Origin of the sequence: Roseibium suaedae, from assembly GCF_900142725.1 — a bacterium.
Taxonomy (GTDB): Bacteria; Pseudomonadota; Alphaproteobacteria; order Rhizobiales; family Stappiaceae; genus Roseibium; species Roseibium suaedae.
Window position 1 is genome coordinate 462,881 of record NZ_FRBW01000001.1, and the last position, 26,861, is coordinate 489,741.

21 protein-coding genes and 1 tRNA gene are annotated in these 26,861 nt (G+C 60.0%); 8 read left to right on the top strand and 14 right to left on the bottom strand.

Going from position 1 to position 26,861, the window contains the following annotated elements:
• Nucleotides 1-2: 2 nt before the first annotated feature.
• Complete coding sequence (gene truA, locus BUA94_RS02130) at nucleotides 3-842, top strand: tRNA pseudouridine(38-40) synthase TruA (protein WP_073008210.1); 840 nt, start codon at nucleotides 3-5, stop codon at nucleotides 840-842.
• Between the two features lie 30 nt (nucleotides 843-872).
• Here truA and BUA94_RS02135 read toward each other — a convergent pair whose 3' ends face one another.
• The gene (locus BUA94_RS02135) at nucleotides 873-1,688 is read right to left on the bottom strand and encodes a DUF2189 domain-containing protein (protein WP_073008212.1); all 816 of its coding nucleotides are present in this window, start codon (nucleotides 1,686-1,688) and stop codon (nucleotides 873-875) included.
• Nucleotides 1,689-1,855: 167 nt separating this feature from the next.
• Between BUA94_RS02135 and BUA94_RS02140 the strand changes: the two genes are divergently transcribed.
• The 3 genes from BUA94_RS02140 to BUA94_RS02150 are packed head-to-tail and all read left to right on the top strand — an operon-like array spanning nucleotide 1,856 to nucleotide 4,119.
• On the top strand, nucleotides 1,856-2,287 hold the full coding sequence (locus BUA94_RS02140; RefSeq protein WP_073008214.1) for a DUF805 domain-containing protein: 432 nt from the start codon (nucleotides 1,856-1,858) through the stop codon (nucleotides 2,285-2,287).
• Nucleotides 2,288-2,338: 51 nt separating this feature from the next.
• A complete protein-coding gene (dapE, locus tag BUA94_RS02145; protein ID WP_073008216.1) occupies nucleotides 2,339-3,514 on the top strand; it encodes a succinyl-diaminopimelate desuccinylase in 1,176 nt (391 codons plus the stop codon).
• Nucleotides 3,515-3,522: 8 nt separating this feature from the next.
• Nucleotides 3,523-4,119: a hypothetical protein gene (locus BUA94_RS02150; RefSeq protein WP_208979946.1), complete on the top strand. Its 597-nt coding sequence runs from the start codon at nucleotides 3,523-3,525 to the stop codon at nucleotides 4,117-4,119.
• Nucleotides 4,120-4,197: 78 nt separating this feature from the next.
• On the opposite strand, the gene BUA94_RS02155 is transcribed toward BUA94_RS02150, so the two are convergent.
• The 4 genes from BUA94_RS02155 to dapD form a co-directional block, all read right to left on the bottom strand.
• Nucleotides 4,198-4,665 (bottom strand): hypothetical protein, encoded by a 468-nt coding sequence (locus BUA94_RS02155; RefSeq protein WP_073008218.1) that lies wholly within the window; start codon nucleotides 4,663-4,665, stop codon nucleotides 4,198-4,200.
• A 22-nt stretch (nucleotides 4,666-4,687) separates the two neighbouring features.
• Nucleotides 4,688-5,140 carry a hypothetical protein gene (locus BUA94_RS02160; RefSeq protein ID WP_073008220.1) on the bottom strand — a complete coding sequence of 151 codons (453 nt, stop codon included), beginning with the start codon at nucleotides 5,138-5,140 and terminating at the stop codon, nucleotides 4,688-4,690.
• 64 nt (nucleotides 5,141-5,204) lie between these two features.
• Nucleotides 5,205-6,872, bottom strand: coding sequence for a caspase family protein (locus BUA94_RS02165; protein ID WP_175557978.1), 1,668 nt, complete (start codon nucleotides 6,870-6,872; stop codon nucleotides 5,205-5,207).
• 360 nt (nucleotides 6,873-7,232) lie between these two features.
• Nucleotides 7,233-8,081 (bottom strand): 2,3,4,5-tetrahydropyridine-2,6-dicarboxylate N-succinyltransferase, encoded by an 849-nt coding sequence (gene dapD, locus BUA94_RS02175; RefSeq protein ID WP_073008229.1) that lies wholly within the window; start codon nucleotides 8,079-8,081, stop codon nucleotides 7,233-7,235.
• A gap of 196 nt (nucleotides 8,082-8,277) precedes the next feature.
• On the opposite strand from dapD, the gene BUA94_RS02180 reads away from it, so the two are divergent.
• Nucleotides 8,278-9,183 carry a DMT family transporter gene (locus tag BUA94_RS02180; RefSeq protein ID WP_073008231.1) on the top strand — a complete coding sequence of 302 codons (906 nt, stop codon included), beginning with the start codon at nucleotides 8,278-8,280 and terminating at the stop codon, nucleotides 9,181-9,183.
• Here BUA94_RS02180 and BUA94_RS02185 read toward each other — a convergent pair.
• The 9 genes from BUA94_RS02185 to rpmH form a co-directional block, all read right to left on the bottom strand.
• The gene (locus tag BUA94_RS02185) at nucleotides 9,167-10,045 is read right to left on the bottom strand and encodes a LysR substrate-binding domain-containing protein (RefSeq protein WP_073008232.1); all 879 of its coding nucleotides are present in this window, start codon (nucleotides 10,043-10,045) and stop codon (nucleotides 9,167-9,169) included. The two genes, BUA94_RS02180 and BUA94_RS02185, sit on opposite strands and share 17 nt — an antisense overlap.
• 71 nt (nucleotides 10,046-10,116) lie before the next feature.
• Nucleotides 10,117-11,019 carry a DUF817 domain-containing protein gene (locus tag BUA94_RS02190; protein WP_073010708.1) on the bottom strand — a complete coding sequence of 301 codons (903 nt, stop codon included), beginning with the start codon at nucleotides 11,017-11,019 and terminating at the stop codon, nucleotides 10,117-10,119.
• A 48-nt stretch (nucleotides 11,020-11,067) separates the two neighbouring features.
• Complete coding sequence (locus BUA94_RS02195; protein ID WP_084081661.1) at nucleotides 11,068-11,820, bottom strand: pyrimidine 5'-nucleotidase; 753 nt, start codon at nucleotides 11,818-11,820, stop codon at nucleotides 11,068-11,070.
• Nucleotides 11,817-12,704 (bottom strand): acetylglutamate kinase, encoded by an 888-nt coding sequence (gene argB, locus BUA94_RS02200; protein ID WP_073008234.1) that lies wholly within the window; start codon nucleotides 12,702-12,704, stop codon nucleotides 11,817-11,819. The genes BUA94_RS02195 and argB overlap by 4 nt, the downstream gene beginning before the upstream one ends.
• An 89-nt stretch (nucleotides 12,705-12,793) precedes the next feature.
• Nucleotides 12,794-13,441, bottom strand: a complete 648-nt coding sequence (gene yihA / locus BUA94_RS02205) for a ribosome biogenesis GTP-binding protein YihA/YsxC (RefSeq protein WP_073008238.1) — start codon at nucleotides 13,439-13,441, stop codon at nucleotides 12,794-12,796.
• A 64-nt stretch (nucleotides 13,442-13,505) separates the two neighbouring features.
• Entirely contained in the window at nucleotides 13,506-14,156 is a 651-nt protein-coding gene (locus BUA94_RS02210) for a CatB-related O-acetyltransferase (protein WP_073008241.1), read from the bottom strand.
• 219 nt (nucleotides 14,157-14,375) lie between these two features.
• Nucleotides 14,376-16,187 carry a membrane protein insertase YidC gene (gene yidC, locus BUA94_RS02215; RefSeq protein ID WP_268877500.1) on the bottom strand — a complete coding sequence of 604 codons (1,812 nt, stop codon included), beginning with the start codon at nucleotides 16,185-16,187 and terminating at the stop codon, nucleotides 14,376-14,378.
• Nucleotides 16,188-16,192: 5 nt separating this feature from the next.
• Nucleotides 16,193-16,642, bottom strand: coding sequence for a ribonuclease P protein component (gene rnpA, locus BUA94_RS02220; RefSeq protein ID WP_073008246.1), 450 nt, complete (start codon nucleotides 16,640-16,642; stop codon nucleotides 16,193-16,195).
• 28 nt (nucleotides 16,643-16,670) lie between these two features.
• Complete coding sequence (gene rpmH / locus BUA94_RS02225) at nucleotides 16,671-16,805, bottom strand: 50S ribosomal protein L34 (protein WP_067220180.1); 135 nt, start codon at nucleotides 16,803-16,805, stop codon at nucleotides 16,671-16,673.
• A 668-nt stretch (nucleotides 16,806-17,473) separates the two neighbouring features.
• On the opposite strand from rpmH, the gene BUA94_RS02230 reads away from it, so the two are divergent.
• From BUA94_RS02230 to BUA94_RS02240, 3 genes are all read left to right on the top strand, one after another.
• Entirely contained in the window at nucleotides 17,474-18,955 is a 1,482-nt protein-coding gene (locus tag BUA94_RS02230) for a sensor histidine kinase (RefSeq protein WP_084081662.1), read from the top strand.
• Nucleotides 18,956-19,213: 258 nt separating this feature from the next.
• Nucleotides 19,214-19,290, top strand: a tRNA-Arg gene (locus BUA94_RS02235).
• A 671-nt stretch (nucleotides 19,291-19,961) separates the two neighbouring features.
• Nucleotides 19,962-26,807: an autotransporter outer membrane beta-barrel domain-containing protein gene (locus BUA94_RS02240; protein ID WP_084081663.1), complete on the top strand. Its 6,846-nt coding sequence runs from the start codon at nucleotides 19,962-19,964 to the stop codon at nucleotides 26,805-26,807.
• The last annotated feature ends 54 nt before the right edge of the window (nucleotides 26,808-26,861 follow it).

Sequence of the window (26,861 nt, forward strand, 5' to 3'; positions counted from 1 at the left end):
TCATGCCCCGTTACAAACTGACCGTGGAATATGATGGCCGGCCCTTCTGTGGCTGGCAGCGCCAGGCGAACGGCCCATCCGTTCAGGCCGTGCTGGAGCGCGCCATCAAGTCTTTCTGCGGAGAGGATATCGCCGTAGGCGGGGCAGGGCGGACGGACACCGGCGTTCATGCCACCGGTCAGGTGGCCCACGCGGATCTGACCAAGGACTGGCCTGCGGCGACGGTCATGGCGGCGATGAACTTTCATTGCCAGCCGGATCCGGTGGTCATTATCGACTGCGAGAAGATGCATGAGGGATGGGACTCGCGCTTCTCCGCGATCCGCCGGTCCTATCGCTACCGGATATTCAACCGTATCCCGCCGCTCACCCATGAATTGGGCCTCGCCTGGCATGTGAAGGCGGATCTGGATGCGGAGATCATGAACGAGGCCGCGCAGGAATTCGTCGGCCATCATGACTTTACGACGTTCCGTCACTCCCGGTGCCAGGCCAAAAGCCCGATGAAGACGCTGGAGCATTTCTCCGTGCGCCGGGAAGGGCAGATGATCCTGGCAGAGTGCTCGTCCCGCTCCTTCCTGCACAATCAGGTCCGCTCCATGGTCGGCACCTTGCGTCTAGTGGGCGAGGGCAAATGGCAGCTGGGGGATATCACCAAGGCCCTGGCAGCCCGTGATCGCACGGCCTGCGGCCCGGTCGCGCCCGCGGACGGGCTTTATCTCACCCGGGTTGATTATCGCTCAGTGGAAGCCGATCAGGCAGCTGAAGCTGCCTGGCAAAGCGAGAAAGCGCTGCAGGATGAAGGTCAGGCCAGCGCCGCAGATGACGACGGCGAAGCCTGACCTTGCCATTCCTATTGGCCTGAAACCTGATCAGGCAGCGTGCTCCGGCTCGACACACTTCCTGTAGAGATGCCAGGTCGTATGCCCGAGCACGGGCAGCGTCACGATCAGTCCCAGGAATCCGGGTGCGATCGACAGGATCAGCGTCACGGTGACGATGGCTGCCCAGCCGATCATTGGCACGGGAGAGGTCACGACAGCCTTCACGCTCGTGATCATGGCCGTGATGAAGTCCCGGTCCTGTTCCAGAAGAAGCGGGAAAGAGATCACCGTCAGGGAGAAGAGCACGACGGACAGGATCGCGCCGACGACATGGCCAATGGCCAGGAACATCAGGCCTTCGGGCGTACCGAAAATCTCCGAGACGAATTCCCCGAAAGAAGCGAAGGACTGGAAGCCCATGAAGACTGCCAGGAGCAGGCGGACCTGATACATCCACATGATCTGGACGAAGAGCACCACAAAGGCCATCCAGGACAGCTCTCGCCCCTTTTGGTCCCACATGGTGCCAAGGATCGCGCTCCAGCTGAGCGGAGCGCCGATTTCCTGGCGGCGGCTGACTTCATAAAGCCCGACAGCCGCAAAGGGGCCGATCAGGGCAAAGCCCGCTGCCAGCGGATAGCTGAGATAGGTCATGCCGAGCGCAGAGGCGGTCAGGATGATCAGCAACCCTCCCACTGCATAAAAGGCGCCGATCACGAGCCCGTAGACAGGCGCTTTGCGGAAATCCCGGATACCGGCGGCCAGGGCATCCACAACATCATTTGTGGTGATCTGGCGAACAGTGGGCATGGGCCGGTGAGAGGGTTCGATCCCTTCAGCGGGTGTATGCGTGTTTTCAGTCATCAGTTCCTCCCTCTGCCCCTCCCAGGACCTCTTCACAATGCAGTGGGCCGTGCGAGTTGCCAATGGGAAGAAAGCAGTAAATTGTGCTGCGGCACCGGCCACACTTGATCCGGGGCAAAGTTCCAACTAACTCCTAGGCACTAGAAGCATCACAGACCGGATTTCCGATGTCGTTTCAGAACGTACCTGCCAATCTCACTCCCAGCCTCGGGTGGCTGTTCGCAAGCCCGATCGGGCGGCTTGGCCGTGAGCCCTATTGGCTCGGAATGATTTTCAGCTGGCTGGTGATTGGCGTCGCGATCAGCATGTGGCTCAACACGCTGGACACGAGTGTGCCTGTCGAAGAGCTGAACATCGCGGCCTTCGTCCAGTCCAACCCGCTGTTTCCGATCCTTTTCATTGTGCTGCAATGGATCGAGCTGGCGCTTGTCATGAAGCGTTGCCAGGACGCCGGCCTGCCGGGTTTTGCCGGCATGATGGTGCTGGTGCCGATCGCCAATGTGCTGTTTGTTGCCGTGATGGGCTTCGTGCCCAGCCAGCAGCGGCCCAACAGGTACGGCCCGATGCCGAACAGCTATTACCGCAAGCCAGCCGCCTGAGTATCTGACCGCTCACCTGGCCGGCTCTGGCCACTCCTTCGAGGTTTCCGAATGTCCGCACAGCTTCCGCACGCCGCCCTGATCGCCCGCGATCTGATCCGTTGCCCGTCTGTCACGCCTGCTGAAGGCGGTGCGCTGGCCTTTCTGGAGCAGCTTCTGGGGCAGGCGGGGTTCAAGGTTGATCGTGTGATCTTCAAGGATGAGGACACGCCGGACGTGGAAAACCTGTTCGCCACGATTGGGTCCGGCAAGCCGCATTTCGTTTTTGCCGGGCACACGGATGTGGTGCCCGCAGGCAATGCGGCGGACTGGCGCCATAGCCCGTTTGAAGGGGAAGTATCCGACGGCATTCTGTATGGCCGCGGCGCGGTCGACATGAAGGGCGGTATTGCCTCCTTTGCTGCGGCAGCCCTGGAATTCGTCGGCGCACGAGGCGCAGATTTCGGCGGCACGATCTCTTTCCTGATCACGGGCGATGAGGAAGGTCCCGCCGTCAATGGGACGGTGAAGCTGCTCGACTGGGCCGAGAAGCAGGGCCATGTTTTTGATGCCTGCATCGTTGGCGAGCCGACCAACCCCAATGCTCTGGGGGACGCGATCAAGGTTGGCCGCCGCGGTTCGCTTTCCGGCATTGTCACGGTCAACGGTGTTCAGGGCCATGCCGCCTATCCGCATCTGGCCAACAACCCGATCCCGGGCCTCATGCGTCTGATGTCGGCTCTGGATGCGGTCGAGTTTGATCGCGGCAATGAGCGGTTCGAGCCCTCCAATCTGGAAATCGTCACCTTTGACGTTGCCAATCCGGCCTTCAACGTCATCCCGGCCCGGGCACAGGCCCGGTTCAACATCCGCTTCAACGACGAGTGGACGCTGGACACCCTGAAGGCAAAGATCACCGCGACGCTGGAAGAGGCAGCAGTCGACGGGCTCGACTGGACCCTGGAGTTCCGGCGCGACTGCAGCGAGTCGTTCCTGACCAAGGACGACACTCTGATCGGCGCGCTCAGCGATGCGGTAGAGGCCAGCACCGGACGCCGTCCGGAACTGTCCACCGGCGGTGGCACGTCCGATGCCCGCTTCATCAAGAATTATTGCCCGGTGGTGGAGTTCGGCCTGGTCGGACAGACCATGCACAAGGTCGACGAATGCACCAAGGTGGCGGATCTTGATCACCTGGCGAAGATCTACCGGGTGTTTCTGGATTCCTATTTCGCGGTCAAGGCGTAGGGGGCGACATGCTGCCATCGGGTCAGGAGCTGCGGCTTTCCCTCAGAGGGGCCTGGTTGCTGCTGTTCAACCGGCCTGAGGGCATGGGCTATTTCGACCTGTCCCTTTCGGGGTTCTGGCGGTCATTTGGCGTGGCGGTGTTTCTGCTGCCCGCCTTCTTCATCACGTCGATCGCCGAATGGCAGCTCATTCTGTCTGAAACGGGTCTGAGCCCGGAAGACCTGCCGGGCGAAGCCTATTGGCTGGCCCAGTCCCTCAACTTTGCCATCGACTGGGTGACCTTCCCGGTCCTGTTTGCCCTGCTGGCCGGCTGGCTCGGATATTCCCGCAGCTATGTGCCCTTCATCATCGTGCGGAACTGGGCAAGCCTGATTTCAACCGCGCCTTACGCCCTTGCCGGACTGCTCTACGTCATCGGTGTGATCCCGGCCGGGATCATGGTGCTCTTCTCACTGGCGCGGTTGATGATCGTTGCCTGGTATCACTTCCGCATCGCCCGGATTGCGCTTGGCGCGACCGTCAGCGCGTCCGTCGGCATTGTGATCCTGGACTTCGTCCTGTCGCTCTTGATCAGCGAACTTTCGGGCCGTCTTCTGGGCTTCTGACCCAGCCGGTCAAGAACTTCTGGAAGAGGCACGAAAGGCTGAAAACTCAGCCTTTCAGTATTTTCGCAATCGCAGCACCTACTTGAAGATATTGCCTTCGGAGACGCGGCAGGTGTGGGTGGTGTATTTCATGACCGTGTCGCGGCCGACTGCATCAACCTTGTAGCTCGACTTGCATTTGCTGCCATTTACCGTGATGCGCAGGGTGTTGGTGACGGTTTTGCCCTTCAGCCGGATCTCCAGTGCGTTGCCAGCCGCTGAACTTGTTACGCGCGTATTGCCTTGTTGGAAGGTCGTGCCGTTGACCAGAAAATCGCCGCCGCTGTTCTTGTCGTACTGAAAGATATGGCGGCCATCCTGGGAGAGATAGAACTTGTATTTCTCATGGCTATAGGTCAGCGAGTCGGTGCAGTCGTTCTTGCCCTGGCAAAACTTGAGCGTGTAGCTGTAGTCCAGATAGATCGACTTCCCATAAATCGGATTGGCGGCAAGCGCGGGGGTGCTGAAAGAAAGCAGCATCAGCGCGAGAGGAAAGATAAGGCGCATCTCAATTCCTTTGATTGGAAATCTATTTCTGGAAACGGTTTCCCTTGGTCACGGAACAGGTGACTTTGAGATAGCGGGTCGAGGACTTCGCGCCACGGGCGAAGTATTGAAGTCCGGATTTGCACGTCTTGCCGGAAACCCGGATGTCCCGCTTTAAGGTGATGGGATCGAGAGACCCGTCGACAGTCACCTGATTGCCCCGGGCTGTGACGCGCACCTTTCCGCGCTTGCCATAGTCGACCCATTTGCCGTTCGGCTGAAGTTCACCCTTGTTCTTGCCGGCGTAGATGAAGATGTTCTTGCCATCTTCCGAGACATACATATGGGTGGCTTCCCGGCTTTCGGTCTTTGGATTACAGGGGCGGCCAGAAAAACAATATTGGGTCTCGAAGCTGCCATCGATCTTGATGGACTTTCCGAACACTTCATCCGCCTGTGCGGGCAAGGCGAATGCGGCAAGAGCCGCTACGAGCAAGGATAATCTTTCCAGCAAGGCATTTGTCCTGTCATCGGGTGAAACGACTGGTGTGAAAAATAGGTCAGTCGCAAAACTGCTGGCCGTTGAACATGAAGCAGTTGCCCGAGCGGCTGCCGCCCGTTGAACGCTTCGGGGTTTCCTTGGCTTTTTGCACGTAGCATTTGCCGGCGGAAGACAGCACCTGACCGGAAGGGCAGGTCTTCAGCACGCATTTGCCGCCGATCTCGTCATATTTCGCGCCGCACTCCAGCGGGCAGACACGGCCGGTAATTGCCGCCAGTTCCTCGCGTAGAGCCAACGAGGGTTCTGCATCGCTGAGTGTCCTGCCGCTGTGCTTGGCATAGGCCGCAAGCGCTGTCCGGCTTCCCCGTCCCCAGTCCCCGTCGATCTTGCCGGTGTAGCAGCCTGCCTCGGACAGCTTGCTTTGCAGGCCGCGCACAAGCACTTCCGGATCAATCTGGGCTGTCACGGTCGGTGCGGGCGCCGGTGCTTGCTGAGGCTGAATGTCGGCAGGGGTCAGGCTCGCCAGATGGGTCTGCACCTCATCCCTGTGCCGGCCATCGGGAAAGAGGCGGAGATAGGCTTCGGCAAACTGCGTGCTCTCGCTCGTCACGACGCGCTGATAGGCTTGCTGTTCTCGTGCCGTCATCAGAAGGGACGCAACTTGCGTGTTCTGAGGCTGTTCGGATGCGAGGCCTTCGCAGGCGGCAATGATGTTGTTGTAGTCGTTGAAAATGATCGAGGATTTGGGCGCATCCGGATCGACCATCGTTTCGCAGAGGTTGCGCACGAGGGCAGGAGGAGCCGCAGGCTCGGGCGCTTTTGGAGAGGCCGGGTTCGCGGGAGTCTGGGACTTCGGCTTGAAATAGAAGTCGCCGATCAATTGGTCATAATAGCTTGGAACCTGTGACAGGCCGGTGCCTTGGAGCGCGGCGACCTGCACTTCCTTGCGCAGTTCCCGCACCATTGTGCGCAGTTCCACCCCATCGCGCTGCATGAGCTTCAGGAGGTTGCGCGTGAAGAGACCGTTGGGGTTCGTGTCTTCGGGGCCGAGCGAGTCGAGGGCTGCTTCGCCTGCGCCAGCGGAAAAGATCACGAAGGAGCCTGTGGGTGGGTCGACCCGTGCAAGGCCCCTGGTGTTGCCCAGGCTGCGGGTCCGGTTGCGGGCAAAGGGATTGTCCCGGCATGCGTCCAGGATGGCGAGAGTCACACGAGGGGACCGGCCTTCGATATCCAGGATAAGGTCGGACAGGTTGATCGCTTCGCTGCGCAGCAGCCGGTCGTCATTGTAGTCAAGCGACGGGATGTCGATCGGCAGCAGATAGTTTGCGCCCTGAAGTTCCACGCCGTGCCCGGCGTAATAGAGCATCACTTCGGCATCAGGCGTGATGGATTCCAGAAAGCGGTCGATGGCCTGGTTCATGTCGAACCGGCCGGCATCTTCCACCAGCGTGGTGGTGAACCCGAGGTCGCGGGTGACATTGGCGACGGAGCGCGCATCGGTCACCGAATTGGCGAGCGGGGTCACGTTGCCATAGGCTGCATTGCCGATCACCAGCGCCAGCCGCGTCCCTTCGGAGGACGGATTGGTCGGCGGCATGGTGTTCCAGGTGGCTGCTTCGGATGTTGCCAGATGTGAGAAGAGCCAGATCAGGCAGAGTGCCGCGGTCGCTCCAGCCCTTTTAAAGACAGAGCAGGCAGAGAGATGGCTAACAACAAAACGGGTCATACTTGAAATCATGTCCGAAAGCGCACTGTCCGAGTTCAATCAAAAAGGGCAAACACCCGGGCGGGAATGAATTGTCTGAAACCAGCACTGCACCTGCTAGAGATTACCGTGCTGGGCCGTTCAGATATATTAGGTTTGAATCGCGAGATATTTCAAACAAATCATCCGGGGGAGGGTAACCAATTGTGCAATTGGCGCCGCTTTCTCTCGGGAAGGTTAGGATTGACTGACAATACACTCAGGTTTCTGGGGGCGTGCCCTTCAATAGTCTGGAAAGCTGTTGGACCGTCCAAATGCAGAAAGGCCGGAGCGTGGAAACGCCCCGGCCAATCGTAACAGGTCGCTCTGTGCGGCTTGCGCTCAGTCGCGCAACAGTTCGTTGATGCCGGTCTTGGAGCGGGTCTGGGCGTCCACACGCTTGACGATCACGGCGCAGTAGAGGCTCGGGCCCGGCTCGCCATTCGGCAGTGGCTTGCCCGGCAGCGTACCTGCAACCACGACCGAGTAGGGCGGAACTTCGCCATACATGATCTCACCGGTTGCCCGGTCGACGATCTTGGTGGATTTGCCGATGAAGACGCCCATTCCGAGAACGGCGCCTTCGCGCACAATGCAGCCTTCCACGACTTCCGAGCGGGCGCCGATGAAGCAGTTGTCTTCAATGATGGTCGGGCCGGCCTGAAGCGGCTCCAGAACGCCGCCAATGCCGACGCCGCCGGACAGGTGCACATTTGCGCCGATCTGGGCACAGGAGCCAACAGTGGCCCAGGTGTCGACCATGGTGTTCTCGCCGACATAGGCGCCGAGGTTCACGAAGGACGGCATCAGAACGGCGCCCTTGGAGATGAAGGCAGAACGGCGGACAACAGCATTCGGAACAGCACGGAAGCCTGCGGAGCGGAACTGGTTTTCGCCCCAGCCTTCGAACTTGGACGGCACCTTGTCCCACCAGGTGGACTCGCCCGGGCCGCCCTTCACGACTTCCATGTCGTTCAGGCGGAACGACAGCAGCACGGCCTTCTTGGCCCACTGATTGACGACCCAGTCACCGTCTTTCTTTTCTGCAACGCGCAGGGTGCCCTGATCCATGAGGGTCAGTGCCTTTTCAACGGCGTCCCGAACGTCCCCTTGGGTGTTGACGTCAATGTTGGCGCGGTCGTCAAAGGCGGCGTCGATGGTCGAGGCCAGATTGGCGAGGTCAGTGGTCATGGACGGGAAAGTCTCCTGCGAGGCTTGTTGGCATGGATGTGGAGCGGACCTAAGCGCCAGTGCGCTTCGCTGTCAAGCCGACCTTCAGTGGCAACGTCAAGCATCGTTGAGTTTATGTCCCACCTTTCGCCCGCTTCGCCGTGGTATCGGGCAAGGAACGCTTGAGATATCTGCATGAGGCAGACAGGAGGTCTTGATGGAACTTTGGATCCCGATCACGCTTTTTGCGGCCTTTTGCCAGAACCTCCGCTCCGCCATGCAGAAGAAGATGAAGGGGACCTTCGGCACGACGGCCGCGACCTTTGTCCGTTTCAGCTACGGTTTTCCCTTTGCGGTGATTTATGTGGCCGTGTTGCATTTCGGATTTGGCCTAGCCTTTCCGGGCTTGACCCTGGCTGCCGCCATCAACGGAGCCATTGGCGGTCTGGCGCAGATCGCTGCGACGTTTCTGCTGGTTCACCTCTTCTCCTACAGGAATTTTGCTGTCGGCACGGCCTATTCCAAGACCGAGCCGGTTCAAGCGGCCCTGTTCGGCTTTCTGATTCTGGGTGAGCAACTGACGCTGATTGCCGCCCTTTCCATTCTCGTTGGCGTGATTGGCGTGATCGTGATTTCGGTGGCGCGCACGCCCCTGACGCTCAAGGCTGTCGGATCGGCCCTGGTTGGAAAGCCCGCCCTGATCGGACTTGCCTCCGCCGCGCTGTTTGGCGGGTCTGCGGCCTTCTACCGGGCAGCAACCCTCTCTCTGGATGGCGGGGAAGTCGCCATGCGGGCAGGCTTCGCTCTGGCCTGCGTTACCTTCTTCCAGACGGTCGTGATGGGGCTCTGGATGGGCTGGCGCGCACCTGATCAGCTTGTCTCCTGCGTGCGGCATTGGCGGGTGGCGGGCTGGATCGGCCTTGCGGGCATTGCCGGATCTGTGGGCTGGTTCACGGCCATGACCTTGCAGCAGGTGGCCTATGTCCGTGCCCTGGCCCAGATCGAGCTGGTCTTCACCTTTGCCGCGTCCTGGCTGTATTTCCGCGAGCATGTGTCCCGCATCGAAGTCGCCGGCTGCGCCTTGATCATCGGCGCGGTGCTGGGGCTCATTCTGTGGGGCTAGCCGCAGTCTCCTGAAGCCAGTCCCGGAAGGCGGCCACTGGCCGGGAAATCGGCCGGTTGGGGGAACGGACGAACCAGTAGCCGGTCTCAAGTTCCAGAACCGGCCAGTCCGGCATCACGAGGTGCCCTGCACGGATTTCCTGCTCGACGAAGCGCCTGTCGATGACAAGGGCCCCCATTCCGGCGACGGCTGCCTGAATGGCAAGGTCCCGGCTTTCCAGCAGCGTGCCGGAGGCCGCGTCCGAATGGCTCAGGCCGGTCTTCTGCAGCCAGAGCGGCCAGTCGTTGCGGCGGCTGGCGCTGTGCAGCAGGCGCAATCGGGACAGGGACGGCTGGATCTCGCTCTTGCTGTCCGGAAGCAGCTTGGGCGCCATGGTGACGGCGAGGTGCTCCTGCCAGAGCAGCGAGCGGTCCACCCCGGTCCAGTTGCCTCTGCCGAGCCGGATGGCGCAGTCGTAGTTCTCCCGTTCCAGATCGATCACGCGGGTTGAGGCGGACAGAAGGATCTCGACATCCGGCTGGCGGGCCTGGAATTCTGGAAGGCGGGGAATCAGCCAGCGGGTGGCGAATGTGGAGACGGTGCTGATGCGTAATTCTGTGCGGCCCCGGCGCCGGAAGCTGTCGACAGCGCCATCGATCCGCTCAAAGGCATCTCCGATTCCGACCGCAAGTCTCTGCCCTTCTTCGGTCAGGGTCAGACCGCGCCCGTCGCGCAGGACGAGGGTGGTTCCCAGCTCGCTTTCCAGCTTGCGCATGAGGTGGGACAGGGCGGACGGAGAGACGCCGAGTTCTTCCGCGGCCTGTGCTGCGCGACCATGACGGGCCAGGAGGGAAAAGGCATGAAGGGCACGCAGGGACGCCATGGTGGATCTCTTGAAACAGTTGAGTTTCAATCAATAGATCCAAGCCCGTTCCGCGTCCAGTGGGCGCGGCATCAAGCCTTTTTCTTTTGGCGGTCTGCCTCGCTTTCCGGCGGGCTGATCAGGGTGACCAGAACGAAGGAAATGATCATCAGCAGAACCCAGGCGTTGAGTTTTGCAAGCGAGACCAGTTGCCAGCCATGTTCCTGTCCGGGATAGCGCCAGGCATTCGCGAAGGTGCCAATGTTCTCCGCCAGCCAGATGAACAGCCCGACCAGGAAGAAGCCCAGGACCAGCGGCATCCTGTGCCGGTAGCGATAGACGGAATAATGAACCCACGTGCGGCCATAGAGCAGGAACAGCAACGCAAACAGACCGATCCGAAGATCGATGATGTAGTGGTGGGAGAAGAAGTTCACATAGATGGCAGCGGCAAAAAGCCAGGTCGCCCAGAGCGGCGGATAGCGCGTGTAGCCGAAATCGAAGATGCGGCTGACACGGGCCAGATAGCTGCCGACGGCCGCATACATGAAGCCGGTGAACAGTGGCACCCCGCCAATGCGGAACAGGCTTTCCTCCGGATAGACCCAGGAGCCGGCAGCGGTCTTGAACACTTCCATCGCCGTTCCGACGATGTGGAAGATGATGATCACCTTCGCCTCATCCAGCGTTTCGAGCTTTGCGGCGAGAAGCCAGATCTGGATGCCGACGGCTGAAAGGAAGAGAAAATCGTACCGGGTAAGCGCCGCGTCATCCGGATAAAGAAACCGCGTTCCAAGGATCAGCGCCAGCAGGAGCCCGCCATAGATGCAGGCATAGGCCTGCTTGATGCCGAAGGCCAGGAACTCGACGGCAGCCCTGGCGAACCATCCCTTGCCCAGCATGCGGTAGACCCTGGGAAGGTTGGCATGAATCAGCCGCTCGGTGCGCGAGGCGGCATGTGCAGGACGGCCCAGCCGTTGAACGATCGGATTCATCTTGATCATTCCGGGTGCACCGTCCTGTGTCTGAGTTTCGGCCTGTCCTCAGGACAGAGTGCGCATGGCCCCGCCAACGGCTGCCAGGAAGCCGGCAAGGTCTTCTGTCACGAAGTCCACGTGCTTGGTACCTTCTGCTTCCAGATCCCAGTCTTCCCGGAAGACGTCGCGGGTGCCGGGGGGCACGATCAGGACGGTCTGCATGCCGAGCTTGTGCGGGGCATCCAGGTTCTTCGGAAGGTCCTCGAACATGGCGGCGCGGACGGGCGAAATGCCGGTGCGCTGCACAAACAGCTCGTAGGTCTCAAGATTCGGCTTCGGCAGAAGGTCGGCTGCGACGATATCGAAGATGTCCTCGAACTCACCGGTGATGCCAAGTGCTTCCGCCGTGCGCTCCGCATGAGGGCGGTCGCCATTGGTGAAGATGAACTTCTTGCCCGGCAGCTCTGCGATGGCCTTGCGCAATTCGGGATTGGGTTTCAATGCCGAATAGTCGATGTCATGGGCGTGGCGGAGAAATTCGTCCGGATCGATCTTGTGCTCGACCATCAGCCCGCGCAGGGTGGTGCCATACTCATGATAGTAGGCTTTCTGGCGGATCTGGGCTTCGTCCTGGCTGATGCCAAGCAGACGCGCCACATAGGACGCAATCTGGTCGTTGATCTGCGTGAAAAGATCCGCATCTGCCGGATAGAGCGTGTTGTCGAGGTCGAAGACCCAGGCTTCGACCCCATGAAACACACGCAGGTCCCGGCGGTGGGCGTGCTGGCCTTCCGCCGGAAGGGTTTTCTTGCCTGTCACGGTCTGATCAACGTCCCCGCGCCGCCGTCGGTGAACAGCTCGAGCAGCACCGCATGCGGAACCTTGCCGTTCAGGATCACGACACCTTCGACGCCCTGTTCGAGAGCTTCGAAGCAGGTTTCGACCTTGGGGATCATGCCGCCGGAGATGGTGCCGTCGTTGATGAGTTCCTTGGCGCGGGCAACGGTCAGCTGCTTGATCAGCTTGCCTTCCTTGTCCAGAACGCCGGGCACGTCCGTCAGGAACAGCAGCCGCTTGGCGTTCAGGGAGCCGGCGATAGCGCCTGCGAAAGTGTCCGCATTGACGTTGTAGGTCTCGCCATCAACGCCGGGGGCAACAGGTGCGATGACCGGGATGAGGTCTTCCTTGAGCACCAGCTTCAGCACGGTCGGATTGACGGTTGCCGGTTCGCCGACGAAGCCGAGATCAATCACCTTCTCGATGTTGGAATCCGGATCAATAGACGTGCGGCGCAGCTTCTCGGCTGTCACCATATTGCCGTCCTTACCGCACAGGCCGACCGCGCGGCCGCCTTCGGCGTTGATCGTCTGAACGATTTCCTTGTTGATCGACCCGGCCAGAACCATCTCGACGATCTCGACGGTAGCCTTGTCGGTCACGCGCAGACCGCCCTGGAACTCGCTGACGATGCCGAGACGGGTCAGCATGCTGCCGATCTGCGGTCCGCCGCCATGGACGACGACCGGCTGGACACCGGACTGGCGCAGCAGGGTGATGTCCCGCGCGAAAGCCTTGCCCAGTTCAGGGTCGCCCATCGCATGACCGCCGTATTTCACCACCACGGTCCGGTTGTCGTAGCGCTGCATGTAGGGCAGGGCCTGGGCAATGATATGGGCGCGGTTGAGTTCTTCAGTCGTGGTCATGGGGCAGGTGAACTCGCTTTGACTGGAGTGAACAGAGTTTCGCTTGATAGCCGGTTTTGAACCGGCACTCAATCGGCGGCTGCGTATCGTCAGTTGGTGACGAGCTGATGAATTTCGGCTTTCAGCTCTGCCATCCCGTGGCCCTTTTCCGAAGACGTGGCGAGGATTTCGGGATAGGCGGCGGGCCGTTTGATCAGCTTCGCGGAGGTCTCTTCCATCAGGCGGACAAGGGCGGGCGGCTTGATCTTGTCGGACTTGGTGAGCACCACCTGATAGATCACGGCGGCCTTGTCCAGAAGCGCCATGGCTTCCAGGTCATTGGCTTTCAGGCCGTGGCGGCTGTCGATCAGCAGGAAGACACGGCGCAGAGTCGGGCGGCCGCGCAGATAGGAGAAGACGAGCTTCGTCCAGGAGTCGACCAATTCCTTTGGCGCCTGCGCATAGCCGTAGCCTGGCATGTCGACGATGGTCAGAGGCGTGTCATCCGCTGCAAAGAAGTTCAGCATCTGCGTCCGGCCCGGAGTGCTGGACGTGCGTGCCAGATCCTTGCGCCCGGTCAGGGCGTTGATCAGGCTGGACTTGCCGACGTTGGACCGCCCTGCGAAGGCGATCTCGGTGTTGCCGATGGCAGGCAGGTTGGCCATGTCCGCCACGCTTGTGCGGAAGGTCCAGGGCTTGGCAAACAGCAGCCGTCCGGCTTCCAGCTGTTCTGTGGAGAATTTTGCATCGTCGCTCATGTGACGACTTCTAGCGGGCAAAAACGCTCCCGTCGAGTAGCAGCAGGTGCCGGACGGCCTGGTTTCATGGCTCTCTGGCAGCGATTTCCTCAAGAGCTGTGATGCCGGACTGGCGCAGGGCGGTCAAAGCCCCGGTGATCCTGTCCGCGGGCCAGTCCCACCAGGCAACAGCCAGAAGCCTGCGAATGTCTTCCTCCGGAAAGCGGAGCCTGACCACACGCGCCGGATTGCCGGCCACCACGGCATAGTCGGGTACATCCCCGGCGACGACCGACTTGGCGCCGATGATCGCGCCATTACCGATTTTCACGCCGGGCAGGATGGTCGCGCCATTGCCGATCCAGACGTCGTTGCCGATCATCGTGTCGCCCCGGTTGGCTCTGGCAAAGCTCTCGGGATTGAAGTCCTTCTCCCAGCCATTCTGGAAGATGCTGAAAGGGTAGGTGCTCACCCCGTCCATCGCATGGTTTGCGCCGTTCATGATGAACTGCACACCGGAGGCGATGGCGCAGAACTTTCCGATGACGAGCCGGTCGCCGATGAAGTCGAAATGATAGCGGACGCATTTCTCCTGAAACTGGTCCGCGCCCTCGAAATCATGGAAGTAGCTGTAGTCGCCAGCCTCAATGTTTGAGCCGGTGATGACGTTCTTGATGAAAACAGTGTGAGGCGCCCCCTGAAACGGGTAGCGCTCATCGGGATTCGGGCCGTGCATGGGGCCTCCTGAGCTCAGATGGTGCAAGGGAAGGGGCAACGCGTGAGCGCTGACGACCCGTGGCGGGTGATGTCACCTTGCTGAACGGGTCTGAACTTAGTGGATCATTGGCCTGCGGTTCCCTGTGCTCGGCGCTCGGACTGTATCCGGACATGCAAAAAGGGCTCCGCGATCACGGAGCCCTTTTCTTGTATCAGCGTTTGCCTTGTGCTTCAGCCGTTATTTGTCGGCAGCTGCAGGCTTTCGCTTGAATGTGGCTCTCAGGTTGTCCAGCAACTCCACCTTCACGCCCTGACGGCGCATGATGATGTACTGCTGGGTCACCGAAAGGGTGTTGTTCCAGGCCCAGTAGATCACGAGACCTGCCGGGAACGATGCCAGCATGAAGGTGAAGATCACGGGCATCCAGGTGAAGATCATCTGCTGGGTCGGATCCGGCGGGGCCGGGTTCATCTTCATCTGCACGAACATGGTCACACCCATGATCAGCGGCCAGACGCCGAGCATCAGCATCTGCGGCGGATCCCAGGGGATCAGGCCGAAGAGGTTGAAGATCGTCGTGGGATCCGGAGCGCTGAGGTCATGGATCCAGCCGAAGAACGGCGCGTGGCGCATTTCGATGGTGACGAACAGAACCTTGTAGAGCGAGAAGAAGACAGGGATCTGGATCAGCACCGGCAGACAGCCTGCCAGCGGATTGATCTTTTCCTTCTTGTAGAGCTCCATCAGGGCCTGCTGCTGCTTGGCCCGGTCATCCGCATAGCGCTCGCGGATTTCGGTCATCTGCGGCTGCACGAGCTTCATCTTGCTCATGGAGACGTAGGACTTGTTGGCCAGCGGGAAGAAGATCGCCTTCACCAGAACGGTCACAAGCAGGATGGCGATGCCGAAGTTGCCCACCAGGTGATAGAGGTGGTCAATGGTCCAGAACATCGGCTTGGTCAGGAAGTAGAACCAGCCCCAGTCGATGAGCAGGTTGAACTTCTGTACGCCGATCGATTCTTCGTACTGATCAAGCACTGCCTTCTGCTTGGCGCCAGCGAAGAGATAGGAGTTGGACTTGCCAGACCCATTGGCCGGCACGTCTACGGCAGCGCCCAGGAAATCGGCCTGATAGTTCTTGGAAACATCAGAATAGGCAAAGCCGGGCTGGAAGCTGGTGCCGGGTGCCGGAATCAGCGTGGTGGCCCAGTACTTGTCGGTGATGCCGAGCCAGCCCTGGTCAACACGAGCCGGACGAACCTGCTTTTCCTTTTCCAGATCGGAATACTTCACTTCCTGCAGGCCTTCGTCGCCAAAGACGCCGAGCAGGCCTTCGTGAAGGATGTAGAAGCTCTTGTGATCCGGCAGACCGGTGCGGGCGATCAGGCCATAGGGATAGAGGCTGAGAGCTGTGCTGGTGGAGTTCTCGACCGACTGTTCAATGTTGAACATGTAGTCCTTGTCGATCGAAATGGTCCGCTTGAAGATCTGGCCTTCGCCATTGTCGAAGCTCAGCACCACCGGGGTTTCCGGGGTCAGCTTGTCGTTGCCTTCGACCGTCCAGACGGTATTGGCGTCCGGCAGGGCGACCTTCACGCCAGGATCCGCGACCCAGCCGTAGTCGGCATAATAGGGGTTCGGGCTGCCCTTGGGAGACAGGAGTTCAACCAGCGGGCTGTTCTTGTCCACCGTCTCCCGGTAGTCCTTGAGGCGGAGGTCGTCGATACGGCCACCGGTCAGGCTGATGGAGCCAACGAGGCGGGGCGTGTCGATCTGAACGCGCGGGCCGGCGGCAATCGCCTGGTCGCGGGTCAGGGTTACGGCTGCTGCAGCAGCGGTCGGAGCGGCGGTGCTGCCAGACGCTGCGGAGGGTGTGCCGGTCGGCGACGGCGCGGACGCATCAGCGGTCTGTTGAGCAGCCTGCTGCTGTGCCTGCAATTCGGCCTGCTGACGTTCAAGCTGGGGGTTGGCAACGAAATATTGCCAGCCCAGCAGAACCGCCAGGGACAGGACGATCGCCAGGATCATATTGCGATTTTCCGAGAACAACTGGATTACCCCTGTTTTCTGCCCGGCGCGGATGCGCCTCCGGGCTGAGCCTTTGCCTTAGGCTTGCGCGGAGACCTGTGGCGCTGTGCGGACTTCGGGTCAAGCGAGAGCGGAAGTCCGGATTTAAGGTCCGATATCAGATTTTCAAAGGGTGCAGTCAACGCAGCTTCGCGGGCCACGAGAACAAAATCTGCCTGGATCGGGATGTCTTCTGGGGCAAGGGCGGCGACGGCTGCCCGAAGCCGGCGTTTGATCCGGCTGCGCACAGCCGAATTCCCGGTCTTCTTTGTGACCGTATAGCCAATGCGCGGAGGCTCGCTGCCATCACGCTTCAGCCCCTGCAACACAAAAGCGCACCGGCCCACCCGTCCACCTTTGGCGACGGCTAGGAACTCGGAGCGCTTTTTAAGTGTGTTCATGTGCGGCGGCGTTTGTTGGGTGTCCTTGACAGTCATCACCTACAAAGCCGCATGCGCTGGCTGCTTAGGCGCTCAGGCGCTTGCGGCCCTTTGCCCGGCGGCGAGCGAGAACCTGACGGCCATTCTTCGTCGCCATGCGCGAACGGAAGCCGTGACGGCGCTTGCGGACAAGACGGCTCGGTTGATACGTACGCTTCATTGTTCTTCCCCGCGCGAACTGCGCGGCCCTTGTTTTTCAAATGTTCTTGGAGGAAGCACTCGAAGCGCCATAAGGCGCGCCCAAGACAGGAGCGTTGTTCCGAATGCATGTCCCAGTCGGAGGCGCTTATACGGATGAGTCCGGGGCAAGTCAACGCGCAGCACTGCAATTAGGTGCATTCTTTGCGGTCAATCACAGGCAGAAGCTTGGTTTATCTCACTGAACGGTCACTTGTGTGTGACCTCTATCGGGCCTTAGCTGGCTTTGAAAGCAGTCAGATCGCGGGTGAGAAGCAGCCGTACAAGCAAGGGACTCATGGACGGCATGGCTGTGGAAGCCTTTCGAGAATCGACGGGATTCCCGGAAAATGGACGGATGCCGGTCAGGAGACTGTCACATCGGCCAGCTTCAACCTGTTTAGAATAGAGCCCGCAAAAGGTGCTTCTGGCTCCTGCTTTTGCAGCGGAAGCCTAGCTCTCGCCGTCCTTGATCAAGGGTCAGGAGATTTGACAATGCGGGGTCGGTCTGAATTTGTGGCACTTTATCTGAGCATGACGGTGCGGCACTGGCAGCAGTTGCGCCGTCTCTGCAGTTGTCGTGGAATCGGTCCCTTGCACGGTTGCCGGTGCCGGCGGTCTGACAAGTTGACTGACTGAAAGTGATTCTGAATGAAGCATGTCGGACTTCCCACCGGAGCGAAGGACCCTTCTGTCTCTGTTCAGGCCTCTGTGCTGGAGACGGGGAGCGGGCTTGTGGGCAAACGGCGTTTTGGCGGCCTGTCCGGCAAGCTGCTGTTCCTGACCATTGCCTTCATCATGCTGACCGAGATTTTCATTTATGTGCCGTCGGTCGCAAACTTTCGGAACAACTGGCTCAAGGACCGTCTGACGACCGCAGGGGTGGCCGCTGCGGTTCTCAGCGAGACCAACACCATTGCCCCCCGCCTTCAGGAAGAGTTGCTGCGCACAACAGGTGCTGTCGCCATTTCCCTTGATCAGGGCAGCCGTCGGTCGCTCATCGCCATGAGCCAGATGCCGCCCGAGGTCCAGATGATCGTCGACATGGGCGACATGATGTTCTGGCGCGCGATCATGGAAAGCTTCGAAACCCTCTTCACCCCGTCGGAGGATCTGATGCGGGTCATCGGTGCAGGTTCGATGGGCAAGGTGATGAAGGTCGACATCGTGCTGCCGGTTGGGCCGTTGAAGAAGGACATGCTCGCCTTCTCCGTGCGCATCCTCGGCGTCTCCTTCGTCATCTCCATCGTTACGGCCTCTCTCGTCTATTTGAGCCTGCGCGCCCTATTTGTGCGGCCGCTGCAGCGCCTTACCCGGTCGATGGTGCATTTTGCCGAGGATCCGGAAGATGCTTCGCGCATCGTTCAGGCCTCTCCGCGCGATGATGAGCTGGGAGATGCGGAGGCGCAGCTCGCCGCCATGCAACAGGCTCTGAACCGGGCGCTGCAGCAAAAACAGCATCTGGCGGACCTTGGCCTGGCCGTTTCCAAGATCAATCATGACCTGCGGAACCTGCTGGCCTCTGCCCAGTTGTTTCTGGAACGCCTGGAACATGTGCCGGATCCCACGGTCAACCGCCTGGCGCCAAAGATCCTGGCAACACTCGACCGCGCGGTTGCCTATACCCAGGCAGTCATGTCCTATGGCAAGGCCAGTGAAGAGCCACCCAAACGGCGCCTGCTTGCGCTGAGCCGGGTTGGGGATGATGTCTGCGACGTTCTGGGCCTGAACGAGCATGCGGCCATTCAGTTTGACAACCAGATTCCGGTGGTGCTGGAAGTGGACGCGGATCCGGAGCAATTGTTCCGGGTGCTCCTGAACCTATGCCGGAATTCCGTCCAGGTGCTTGAGGCCGAGCGGGATGAAACGCTTGTCCGCCGGATCGTTCTGGAAGCAGGGCGGGAGGGCCGGGGTGTCTGGCTCAAGGTCTCTGATACGGGGCCCGGCATTCCGCCAATGCTGCGCAAGACCCTCTTCAAGGCTTTTCAGAGCCGGTCCAAGACAGGTGGGACTGGACTTGGCCTCGCCATCGCGGCCGAGCTCATTCGTGCTCATGGCGGCACGATCGTGCTGGAAGAAGGCGGTGCGGGCGCAAGTTTCCGGATCGATTTGCCCGATCGCGAAAATGTCTGACGGAAAAATTTTCCGGCAAACAAAAACCATGCGCTTGGCGCCTGGATTATCAACAGGCTGAAAACCCATTGTTTTCTTGAGTTTTTTGGCTTTCGGAACTTTCTCGCGAAAAAAATCAAAAACCGCTCTTGCATTCATCAGGGGAGGGCAGTAGAGATGCGCCCATTCCGGGGGTGCAAACAACGCACCCCGGACGGATGCCTCCGGCATACTTCGCAGAGATCACATGATCCCAAGCGGTTGCCACCAAGGTATTGCGCGCCCGTAGCTCAGCTGGATAGAGCACCAGACTACGAATCTGGGGGTCAGGAGTTCGAATCTCTTCGGGCGCGCCATTTCCTCTTCTTCAAAACGACATCTTGACGATTATTCGCAATTACCCCTGATTTTCCTGGGTCGTAAGTTGCTGAAAATGCATTGATTTTCCAGCTTCATTGAAGATCAGATGCGGCCAGGATTTGTAGCCTGGTTGCTGCTGGATATTAGTTCTGGCTCCAGATTGTCTTCACCGCAGATTCAATCGGAATGCTTCTCTAGAGTTGCAAAAGTTTTCCAGATGTCGCGTTAGAAAGCGAGTCGTGTCCAGCGGTTCCTGAACTTTGAAATTTAAAGTTTTTTGGGTGTCCCAATGAGTATCCCGGTAACTCAATGTATGCGTACAAGTCATGACGACTCGTGATTGAGTCATGGGGTGACGTTTGTTCACAACAATATATTCAATTAACAAATAATTAACTTGAGGGTCGCGAGTTTGAGCCTGGGCTAGAAGCTTTCCCGGTTTCTATTTTTGAGGGCTGAAACATTGTTTGGTGCTAATTTTGTTAGACGGCAGCTGCCGCTGTCCGTAGTTTTACTATCTGCAACGTCTCTGACGCCTGCGCTTGCAAATTGTTCGACTGGATCGGACGGTCACTCGGTCACCTGCTCCGGCTCCGTCGCACCGGTCATTTACAACGCTGCAGGCAATCAGATCGTCAATGTTACCGTTCAGAACCTGACGGCTGACATGACGTCTGCCGGGTCGAACAGCGACTATATTATTGTCGAAAATCAATCGGGAAGAAACGGCGAGAACAAGAAGTTCGAAGCCAAGGACATTGATGATCAGGGGGGCAAGTCCCACACTTACGGCAAAGCTGGAAGTGGGGCGGTTGCCTCCAATCAATCTACGACACTTACTCTCAACAACGGATATGATCTGAAGAGCTCGCGAGGGGCTATCCGGCATATTTCGACCGGGGCCGATGGCGGAAACGGAAAAGAAGATCGTGATTTCTGGAGCACTGCGCGCGGGGAATATGGCGGCGATGGCGGTGCAGGCGGCGCAATTACCGTCACGGTCAACGGTGGCTCCAAGGACGGTGAAGGCCTTGTCAGCGGTTCCTCGAATTCTGTTCTGAACCTTCAAACCACTGGCGGGGCTGGTGGGACTGGCGGTGAAGGGTATCACGACGACGTTTGGCACAATGGATACGGCGGCTTCGGTGGCCATGGTGGCAATGGGGGTGCCATCACGGTCACGTTCAAGGCGGGCTCGTATCTCAAATCCTCTATTACCGGATCGGGCGATCACTCGGGTCTGAATATCGTTTCCCTTGGCGGGAAAGGTGGCGACGGCGGCCAGGGCAAGTCTGGCGCCAGCGGCTATGGCGGCACAGGTGGCGTTGGTGGCGACGGCGGGGCAATCTCCTTCACTGCGACATCACCCTTGAACTCGGTCACCACCAGCGCGGGGCATGGACTTTTCTTCAAGTCCAAGGGCGGACGTGGCGGAAACGGCGGCGAAGGGTCCGGCGGCGGCACGCACCCGGGCGATGGCGCTGCGGGCGGCAACGGGGGCGACATCACCGTTTCCTATGCGGGCAAGGTGACCACCACGGGCGACAAGCATTTCGGTGTAATCGTGCAGTCCGCCGGTGGCGCAAATGGCTCCATTGGCGGTACATCGGGGGCAAGTTTCCACACCCATCACGGCAATGTCGGTGATCCTGGGATGGGGGGCGCGGTCGACCTGACGTTGCAAAACGCGACCATCAGCACGGACGGCAAAGAATCTGTAGGCGTCCTTGCCCAGAGCGTCGGTGGCTTCGGGTCCACCGGTAGCGACAGCAGCGGGAGCTTTTCGGGCTATGGCGCTGATGGTGGCAGCGGCGGCGCCGGTGGATCGGCGAAACTTGCCCTGTCCAACTCGACGATCAATACGGTTGGTGACATCTCTTTCGGTGTTGTCGTTCAAAGCGTCGGCGGCGGCGGCGGTATCGGTGGCAGCACTGATGCAATCTCCGCCCTTGGCGGGGAAGGCGGGGCCGGTGGGGATGCAAGTGCCGTCGAAGCGACCTTGACCTCCACGACCATCACGACGAAGGGTGCAAAGTCTGCCGGTTTGATTGTCACCAGCGTTGGCGGTGGCGGCGGTGCCTCGGGCGGCGCGAACGGAGTGGTCTCCCATGGCGCCAAGGCTGGCGTTGGCGGCAATGGCAGCACCGTGAATGTCACTCTCGACGGTGTGAAGATCACCACCGAAAAAGAGCACGGCTTCGGTATTTATGCGGCCAGTATCGGTGCGGGCGGCGGTGTGTCGACCAGTGCGACCGGCTTCATTGCAATGGGGCAAAGCGGCGGCAGCGGCGGTAATGGCAGCACCGTGACCTACACGTCCCAGAACAACGGCGTGAACATCAGCACCGCCGGCGATCATGCGGATGGTGTGTCCCTGCATTCCATCGGCGGTGGCGGCGGCAAGGGGGGCGATACCTCCAAGCTCGAGATCATGTCCTCCAACAAGATGGGGGCAACCGGTGGCGGTGGCGGTACGGGCGGTGAAGTCAATTTCACGGGTGCCGACGCCGATCAGATCCATACCAAGGGTGCGAATGCCAAGGGCTTCTCTGCGCAAAGCGTCGGTGGCGGCGGCGGTGACAGTGGAGCTGTTTTCACGGTTGATGTCTTTGATGTCGGCAATGAAACCGGTTTGGGCAGCCAATTGGCGGCCTCCGGAAATGATGGCGGCTATGTGCATGGGTCTCTCGGCGGGACCATCATCACCGAAGGACACAATTCGACCGGTATCTATCTGTCGAGCACCGGCGGTGGCGGTGGCTACGCGGGTGCCCATGTCACGACCACGGTCGGTCTGTCGATTGGACATGATCTGGGGGCAAGCGGCGGCGGCGGCGGCAACGGTGGCAAGGTCGAACTGACCAGCACTGCCGACGTCACCACGTCCGGCGACAACTCTGACGGCATCAGCATGCAATCTGTTGGCGGTGGTGGCGGCACGTCCAGCACCGTGGTGAATACGACCGTTGGTACGGATCTGAGCGGCTTCGGCCTCACCAATGTGTTTGGGGCAAAAGGCGGCTCGGGCGGAAATTCGAGTGACGTGACCCTGACCAACAGCGGCAAAATCCTGGTAACCGGTGCAAACTCCAAGGGCATCTTCCTGCAGAGCCAGGCAGGTGGCGGCGGCAAGAGCGGGACAACGGTCACCGCTTCGATTGGCGTTACAATTAGCGCCACCCTGGGCGCGGATGGTGGCGATGGCGGAACTGCCGGTGCAGTAACTGCAACCAACCATGGCTCGATCACGACCCAGGGCAGCATGGGCGTTGCGCTTCAGCTACAGTCAAACGGCGGCGGCGGCGGCGATGCAAGCGTCATCGTTGATGGCACAGTCAGCGGTGCGTCCCTGACTTATAATCACGGCGGTACGGGCGGTAACAGCGGCGTCGCGGGCGACGTTCATGCCATCAACTATGGCGAACTGTCGACGGAGGGTGAAAAGGCCTATGGCATTCTGGCCCAGTCGATCGGCGGCGGCGGCGGCTCCGGCGGGATGGTCGTCAACGGTACGCTGAGCGTTGGCACAATCGGTATCAACATCGGTGGTGACGGTGGCGCGGGTGCATCGGCTGGCAAGGTTACAGTCGAGAACCATGGTGCGATCAGCACGCTTGGCGAGAAGGCTGTGGGCATTCTGGCGCAAAGCCACGGCGGCCAGGGCGGCTCTGGCGGTATGGTCGTCAGTGGCACCGTAACGATTGGCGAGATCGCCGGATCGGTCAATGTCTCCGTCGGCGGGGACGGTGGCAGCGGTGGCAAGGCCGATGATGTCAAGGTCACGAATGATGCCAAGATCACGACCAATGGATTCAAGACCGCCGGTATCGCGGCCCAAAGCACAGGCGGCAGCGGCGGCTCTGGCGGCTCCATCTATGCTGGTTCCATCACGGCATCGTCTGAAGGTAGCATCAGCGTCAATGTTGCTGTTGGAGGGAAAGGCGGCGCCGGCGGCAAGAGTGGCAACGCAGAAGTCGACAACTCGGGTGAGATCGTCACGTCCGGTGACCTTGCCTCTGCGATCTATGTCCAGTCCATCGGCGGCAACGGCGGCGATGGCGGATCGAGCTATGTCGGTTCCGGCACCTTCGGTAAGCCTTCGGGATTTGAAAGCAACGTCATCATCGGTGGCAGCGGTGGTGACGGCGCTGTCAGTGGTACAGTAACGGTGAACAACACCGGCAAGTTGAGCACCACTGGCGGCAATGCTCACGCGATCTTCGCTCAGTCCATCGGCGGCAATGGTGGTGATGGTGGATCGGCGGTCGGCTTCCTTCTCGATGGGGAGTGGACCAAGGAAAACTATGTGCAGATCAAGGCCAATGCGCAGGCAGGTGGCAGTGGTGGCAAGGGGATGCATTCTTCTGCGGTTTCCGTCACGAATGGTGCCTCCATCACTACCGACAATGATCTGTCCTACGGCATTTATGCCCAGTCCGTTGGTGGCGGTGGCGGGAATGCCGGTGATGCGGGCGCTTATTCGCTCGGCTACACCAAGCAGACCAAGCTGACGGACAAGAAAGACACCGAGAACAAGGGCTATTCACTCAGCTTCACTCTGGGCGGCTCCGGTGGCGCCGCAGGTGATGGCAGCACGGTAACGGTTAGCAACTCCAGCGCAATCGAAACCCACGGCAAGGGCTCCTACGCGATCTTCGCCCAATCCGTTGGCGGCGGCGGCGGTAATGGCGGCAATGGCGAACCGGACGTTCTGAACGGCTGGATGGCCGACCTTTACGACCTCAAAGAGCAGTATGAAGACGCCAAGGAAGCCCTCGAGGCTTACGAGAAAATCACCAAAGCTGAATTCAGGGATCTGTTCCGTGAGAGCTTCTCTGTCGATATCGGCGGCAAGGAAGGTGCGCAAGGCAAGGGGGATACGGTCACCGTCACCAATGACGGCAGCCTCTACACCAAGGGCGCGGATTCCACGGCGATCGTCGCACAGTCGGTTGGCGGCGGTGGCGGTCATGGCGGTGATGCGACCGGTGGCCTGATCAACGAATGGGGTTGGCCGGGCAGCGGCAGCGGCGGCGGTGACGGCGGTGATGTAAATGTGACCAACACGGGCACCATCACCACTGAAGGCGATCGCGCCATGGGCATCTTTGCCCAGTCGGTTGGCGGTGGTGGCGGCGCAAGCGGCGACGTCGAGACCTCAATCTGGGGTGATCTCGAAACGCTCGCCGCAAATCTCGGCATCGTCGATATCGCTGTGTCGGATGAAGGCGAAGGTGGTGACGGCGGTGATGTCACCGTGGGCGTTGCCAAGGGTGCCAAGATCACCACGTCCGGTTACGGTGCCCATGGTATCCTGGCCCAGTCTGTTGGCGGTGGTGGCGGTGGTGCCATGACCTACAAATACGACGGAGACGCCCAGTCCTTCGTGGTGGACCAGGCGAAGCTGGGAAGCGGCAAGGCCAAGGGTGCCAGCGGCGTGGTCTCCGTGAAGGTTGATGGCAGCGTGTCTGTCTCCGGCGAAAATGCGGTTGCTGTCTTCGCCCAGAGTTCGGCGGGTGGTGATGGCGCAAGCTATTCCAAGGGCGTCGTGGTCGACGTCAGTGGCACGGTGACTGCGAGCGGCAAGAATGGCCGTGCGATCCTGGTGAACGTTGATGAAAGCGGCACCAAGTTCGATGCCAACGACACGAGCGGCGGCGTTGCCCAGATCACGATTGAAAAGGGAGCGAAGGTCGAGACGACCAACGCGGAGCCTGCTGAAGCGATCGCCTTTATTGGCGGCCGTCAGGTGATCAGTGGCAATGTCATCAAGCAGTCGAACATTCTGACCAACCATGGCGAGATCTTCTCGAAGACCTTCGCACTGGTGACGGATGGAGAAAGCGCTCTGCGGTTCAACAATGACGGCGTTTTCTATGGCCGGATGTCGTTCCAGAGCGATGGCAAGGCGCAGAACGCGGTCAACAACCTGAGTGGCGGCAAGATGAATCTTGGCGACTCCATGTTGGGCACGAACGCCAACACCACCTTCGTGAATGCGGGAACGCTGAAGCCGGGTTGGGCAAATGACATTCGTACAGTGACGGTCACCTCTGGTGGTTCCTTCACCCAGACCAGCACCGGTGTGATGAGCTTCGACACCGATCTGAGCCAGGCAGTCCAGTCCGGAAAGTTCATCCTCGACTTCGACAAGGGTGGTTCCATTGGCGGTATCCTGACCGCGAACTGGATCGGTTCCGACGTTGTGCAGAGCGGAGCCTCCGGCACTCTTGATGTGCTCGAACTCAAGGCAGGCAGCGGGAGTTCCTTCGATATCTCCAAGTTGGGCACGTCGACTGCCGGTGGTGCGGTTGCGTACTCCCTTGACAAGAGCACCGACGGCACAAAGGTCGGCCTCAACTACACCGTGGATTACACGGGTGCAGCGGCTGGCGGTGTGGCGGCAAGCCGCAACACGCAGGCCTTCGGCACTTACTTTGCCGGGGCAATTGCAGCCATCGAGGAGACCAAGTCCGATGCGGCTGCAACGGAGCTGAAGGCTCTTGGGCTTCAGGCCCTGAATGCACAGTCCTCGACGGAACTTGCCAAGCTCTATGAGCAGCATGTGCTCAATGAAGTGGGCAACGGCATCAGCCGCGCCCATGCGGCAGGCAGTGCGGTTCATGGTCTGCTACAGAGCTGTCCGGAGCTGGATCCGAAGGATCCGGGCGGTTTCTTCAAGCAGCAGGAATGCGTCTGGGCCCAGGCCATGGGTGGGGTCTCCCGCCAGAGCGGCACGGACACGCAGGCTGCCTATGATGAATCCGTCGTCGGCGTAGCAACTGCCGCCCAGTTTGAAATCCTGGATGATGTCTTCCTGGAAGCTGGCGGCCAGTACGAAGACGTTTCCATCAGCGGAGACAACTTCTCTCAGGATGGCTATCGCCTTGGTGCCGGTGCTGCCCTCAAGCGGGAACTGGGTGTCTTCACCTTCTCCGGCAGCGTGGCAGGCGGCTTCTACCAGTATGACAGTGTTCGCAGCTATGCGGCGTCCAGTGGTCTCCAGACTGCGAATGCCGACATCAACGGCCGGTTCCTGTCGGCAGAAGCTCGCGTTTACTCGGTCCTCGAGCAGGGCGGTGTCTACGTCAAGCCAAGTGCGGCTCTGTCCGTCACGCAGATGTGGCAGGATGCTTACCGGGAAACCGGTACGGGCGGCATGAACTGGGAAGTCGATGCCCTTTCCGAGACTTCGGTTGTCTTCCGTCCGTCGCTGGAAATTGGTAAGGCTTTCAACTGGGGGTCGTCTGCGGCCGTTGCCTATCTCCGTGGTGGAATTGGGGCGCGTCTGACCGATCCTGACGTCAAGATGACGAGCCGTCTGTCGGGAGCTGCTGCGGGCCTGAGTGATCTTGGTGTGCTGGTTGAGAATGACGCCTTCGAGGTCAATCTCGCAGCAGGCCTCAATGCCGAGATCAACGACCGGATCACCTTCTCCCTGCAAGGCCAGTCCACTCTGGCTCCGACATCTTCTGCGATTGGCGGATTTGCACGGGTCAATCTCCGGTTCTGATTCCAAACGAACCGCACAAATTTGCCGCCGCGCCGGTCCACGCCCATCAGGGCT

Coding starts and splice junctions, on each gene's coding strand:
- truA (WP_073008210.1), top strand. CDS start 3: ATGCCCCGTTACAAACTGACCGTGGAATATGATGGCCGGCCCTTCTGT.
- BUA94_RS02135 (WP_073008212.1), bottom strand. CDS start 1,688: ATGACTGAAAACACGCATACACCCGCTGAAGGGATCGAACCCTCTCAC.
- BUA94_RS02140 (WP_073008214.1), top strand. CDS start 1,856: ATGTCGTTTCAGAACGTACCTGCCAATCTCACTCCCAGCCTCGGGTGG.
- dapE (WP_073008216.1), top strand. CDS start 2,339: ATGTCCGCACAGCTTCCGCACGCCGCCCTGATCGCCCGCGATCTGATC.
- BUA94_RS02150 (WP_208979946.1), top strand. CDS start 3,523: ATGCTGCCATCGGGTCAGGAGCTGCGGCTTTCCCTCAGAGGGGCCTGG.
- BUA94_RS02155 (WP_073008218.1), bottom strand. CDS start 4,665: ATGCGCCTTATCTTTCCTCTCGCGCTGATGCTGCTTTCTTTCAGCACC.
- BUA94_RS02165 (WP_175557978.1), bottom strand. CDS start 6,872: ATGACCCGTTTTGTTGTTAGCCATCTCTCTGCCTGCTCTGTCTTTAAA.
- dapD (WP_073008229.1), bottom strand. CDS start 8,081: ATGACCACTGACCTCGCCAATCTGGCCTCGACCATCGACGCCGCCTTT.
- BUA94_RS02180 (WP_073008231.1), top strand. CDS start 8,278: ATGGAACTTTGGATCCCGATCACGCTTTTTGCGGCCTTTTGCCAGAAC.
- BUA94_RS02185 (WP_073008232.1), bottom strand. CDS start 10,045: ATGGCGTCCCTGCGTGCCCTTCATGCCTTTTCCCTCCTGGCCCGTCAT.
- BUA94_RS02190 (WP_073010708.1), bottom strand. CDS start 11,019: ATGAATCCGATCGTTCAACGGCTGGGCCGTCCTGCACATGCCGCCTCG.
- argB (WP_073008234.1), bottom strand. CDS start 12,704: ATGACCACGACTGAAGAACTCAACCGCGCCCATATCATTGCCCAGGCC.
- yihA (WP_073008238.1), bottom strand. CDS start 13,441: ATGAGCGACGATGCAAAATTCTCCACAGAACAGCTGGAAGCCGGACGG.
- BUA94_RS02210 (WP_073008241.1), bottom strand. CDS start 14,156: ATGCACGGCCCGAATCCCGATGAGCGCTACCCGTTTCAGGGGGCGCCT.
- rnpA (WP_073008246.1), bottom strand. CDS start 16,642: ATGACTGTCAAGGACACCCAACAAACGCCGCCGCACATGAACACACTT.
- rpmH (WP_067220180.1), bottom strand. CDS start 16,805: ATGAAGCGTACGTATCAACCGAGCCGTCTTGTCCGCAAGCGCCGTCAC.
- BUA94_RS02230 (WP_084081662.1), top strand. CDS start 17,474: ATGAAGCATGTCGGACTTCCCACCGGAGCGAAGGACCCTTCTGTCTCT.
- BUA94_RS02240 (WP_084081663.1), top strand. CDS start 19,962: ATGACGTCTGCCGGGTCGAACAGCGACTATATTATTGTCGAAAATCAA.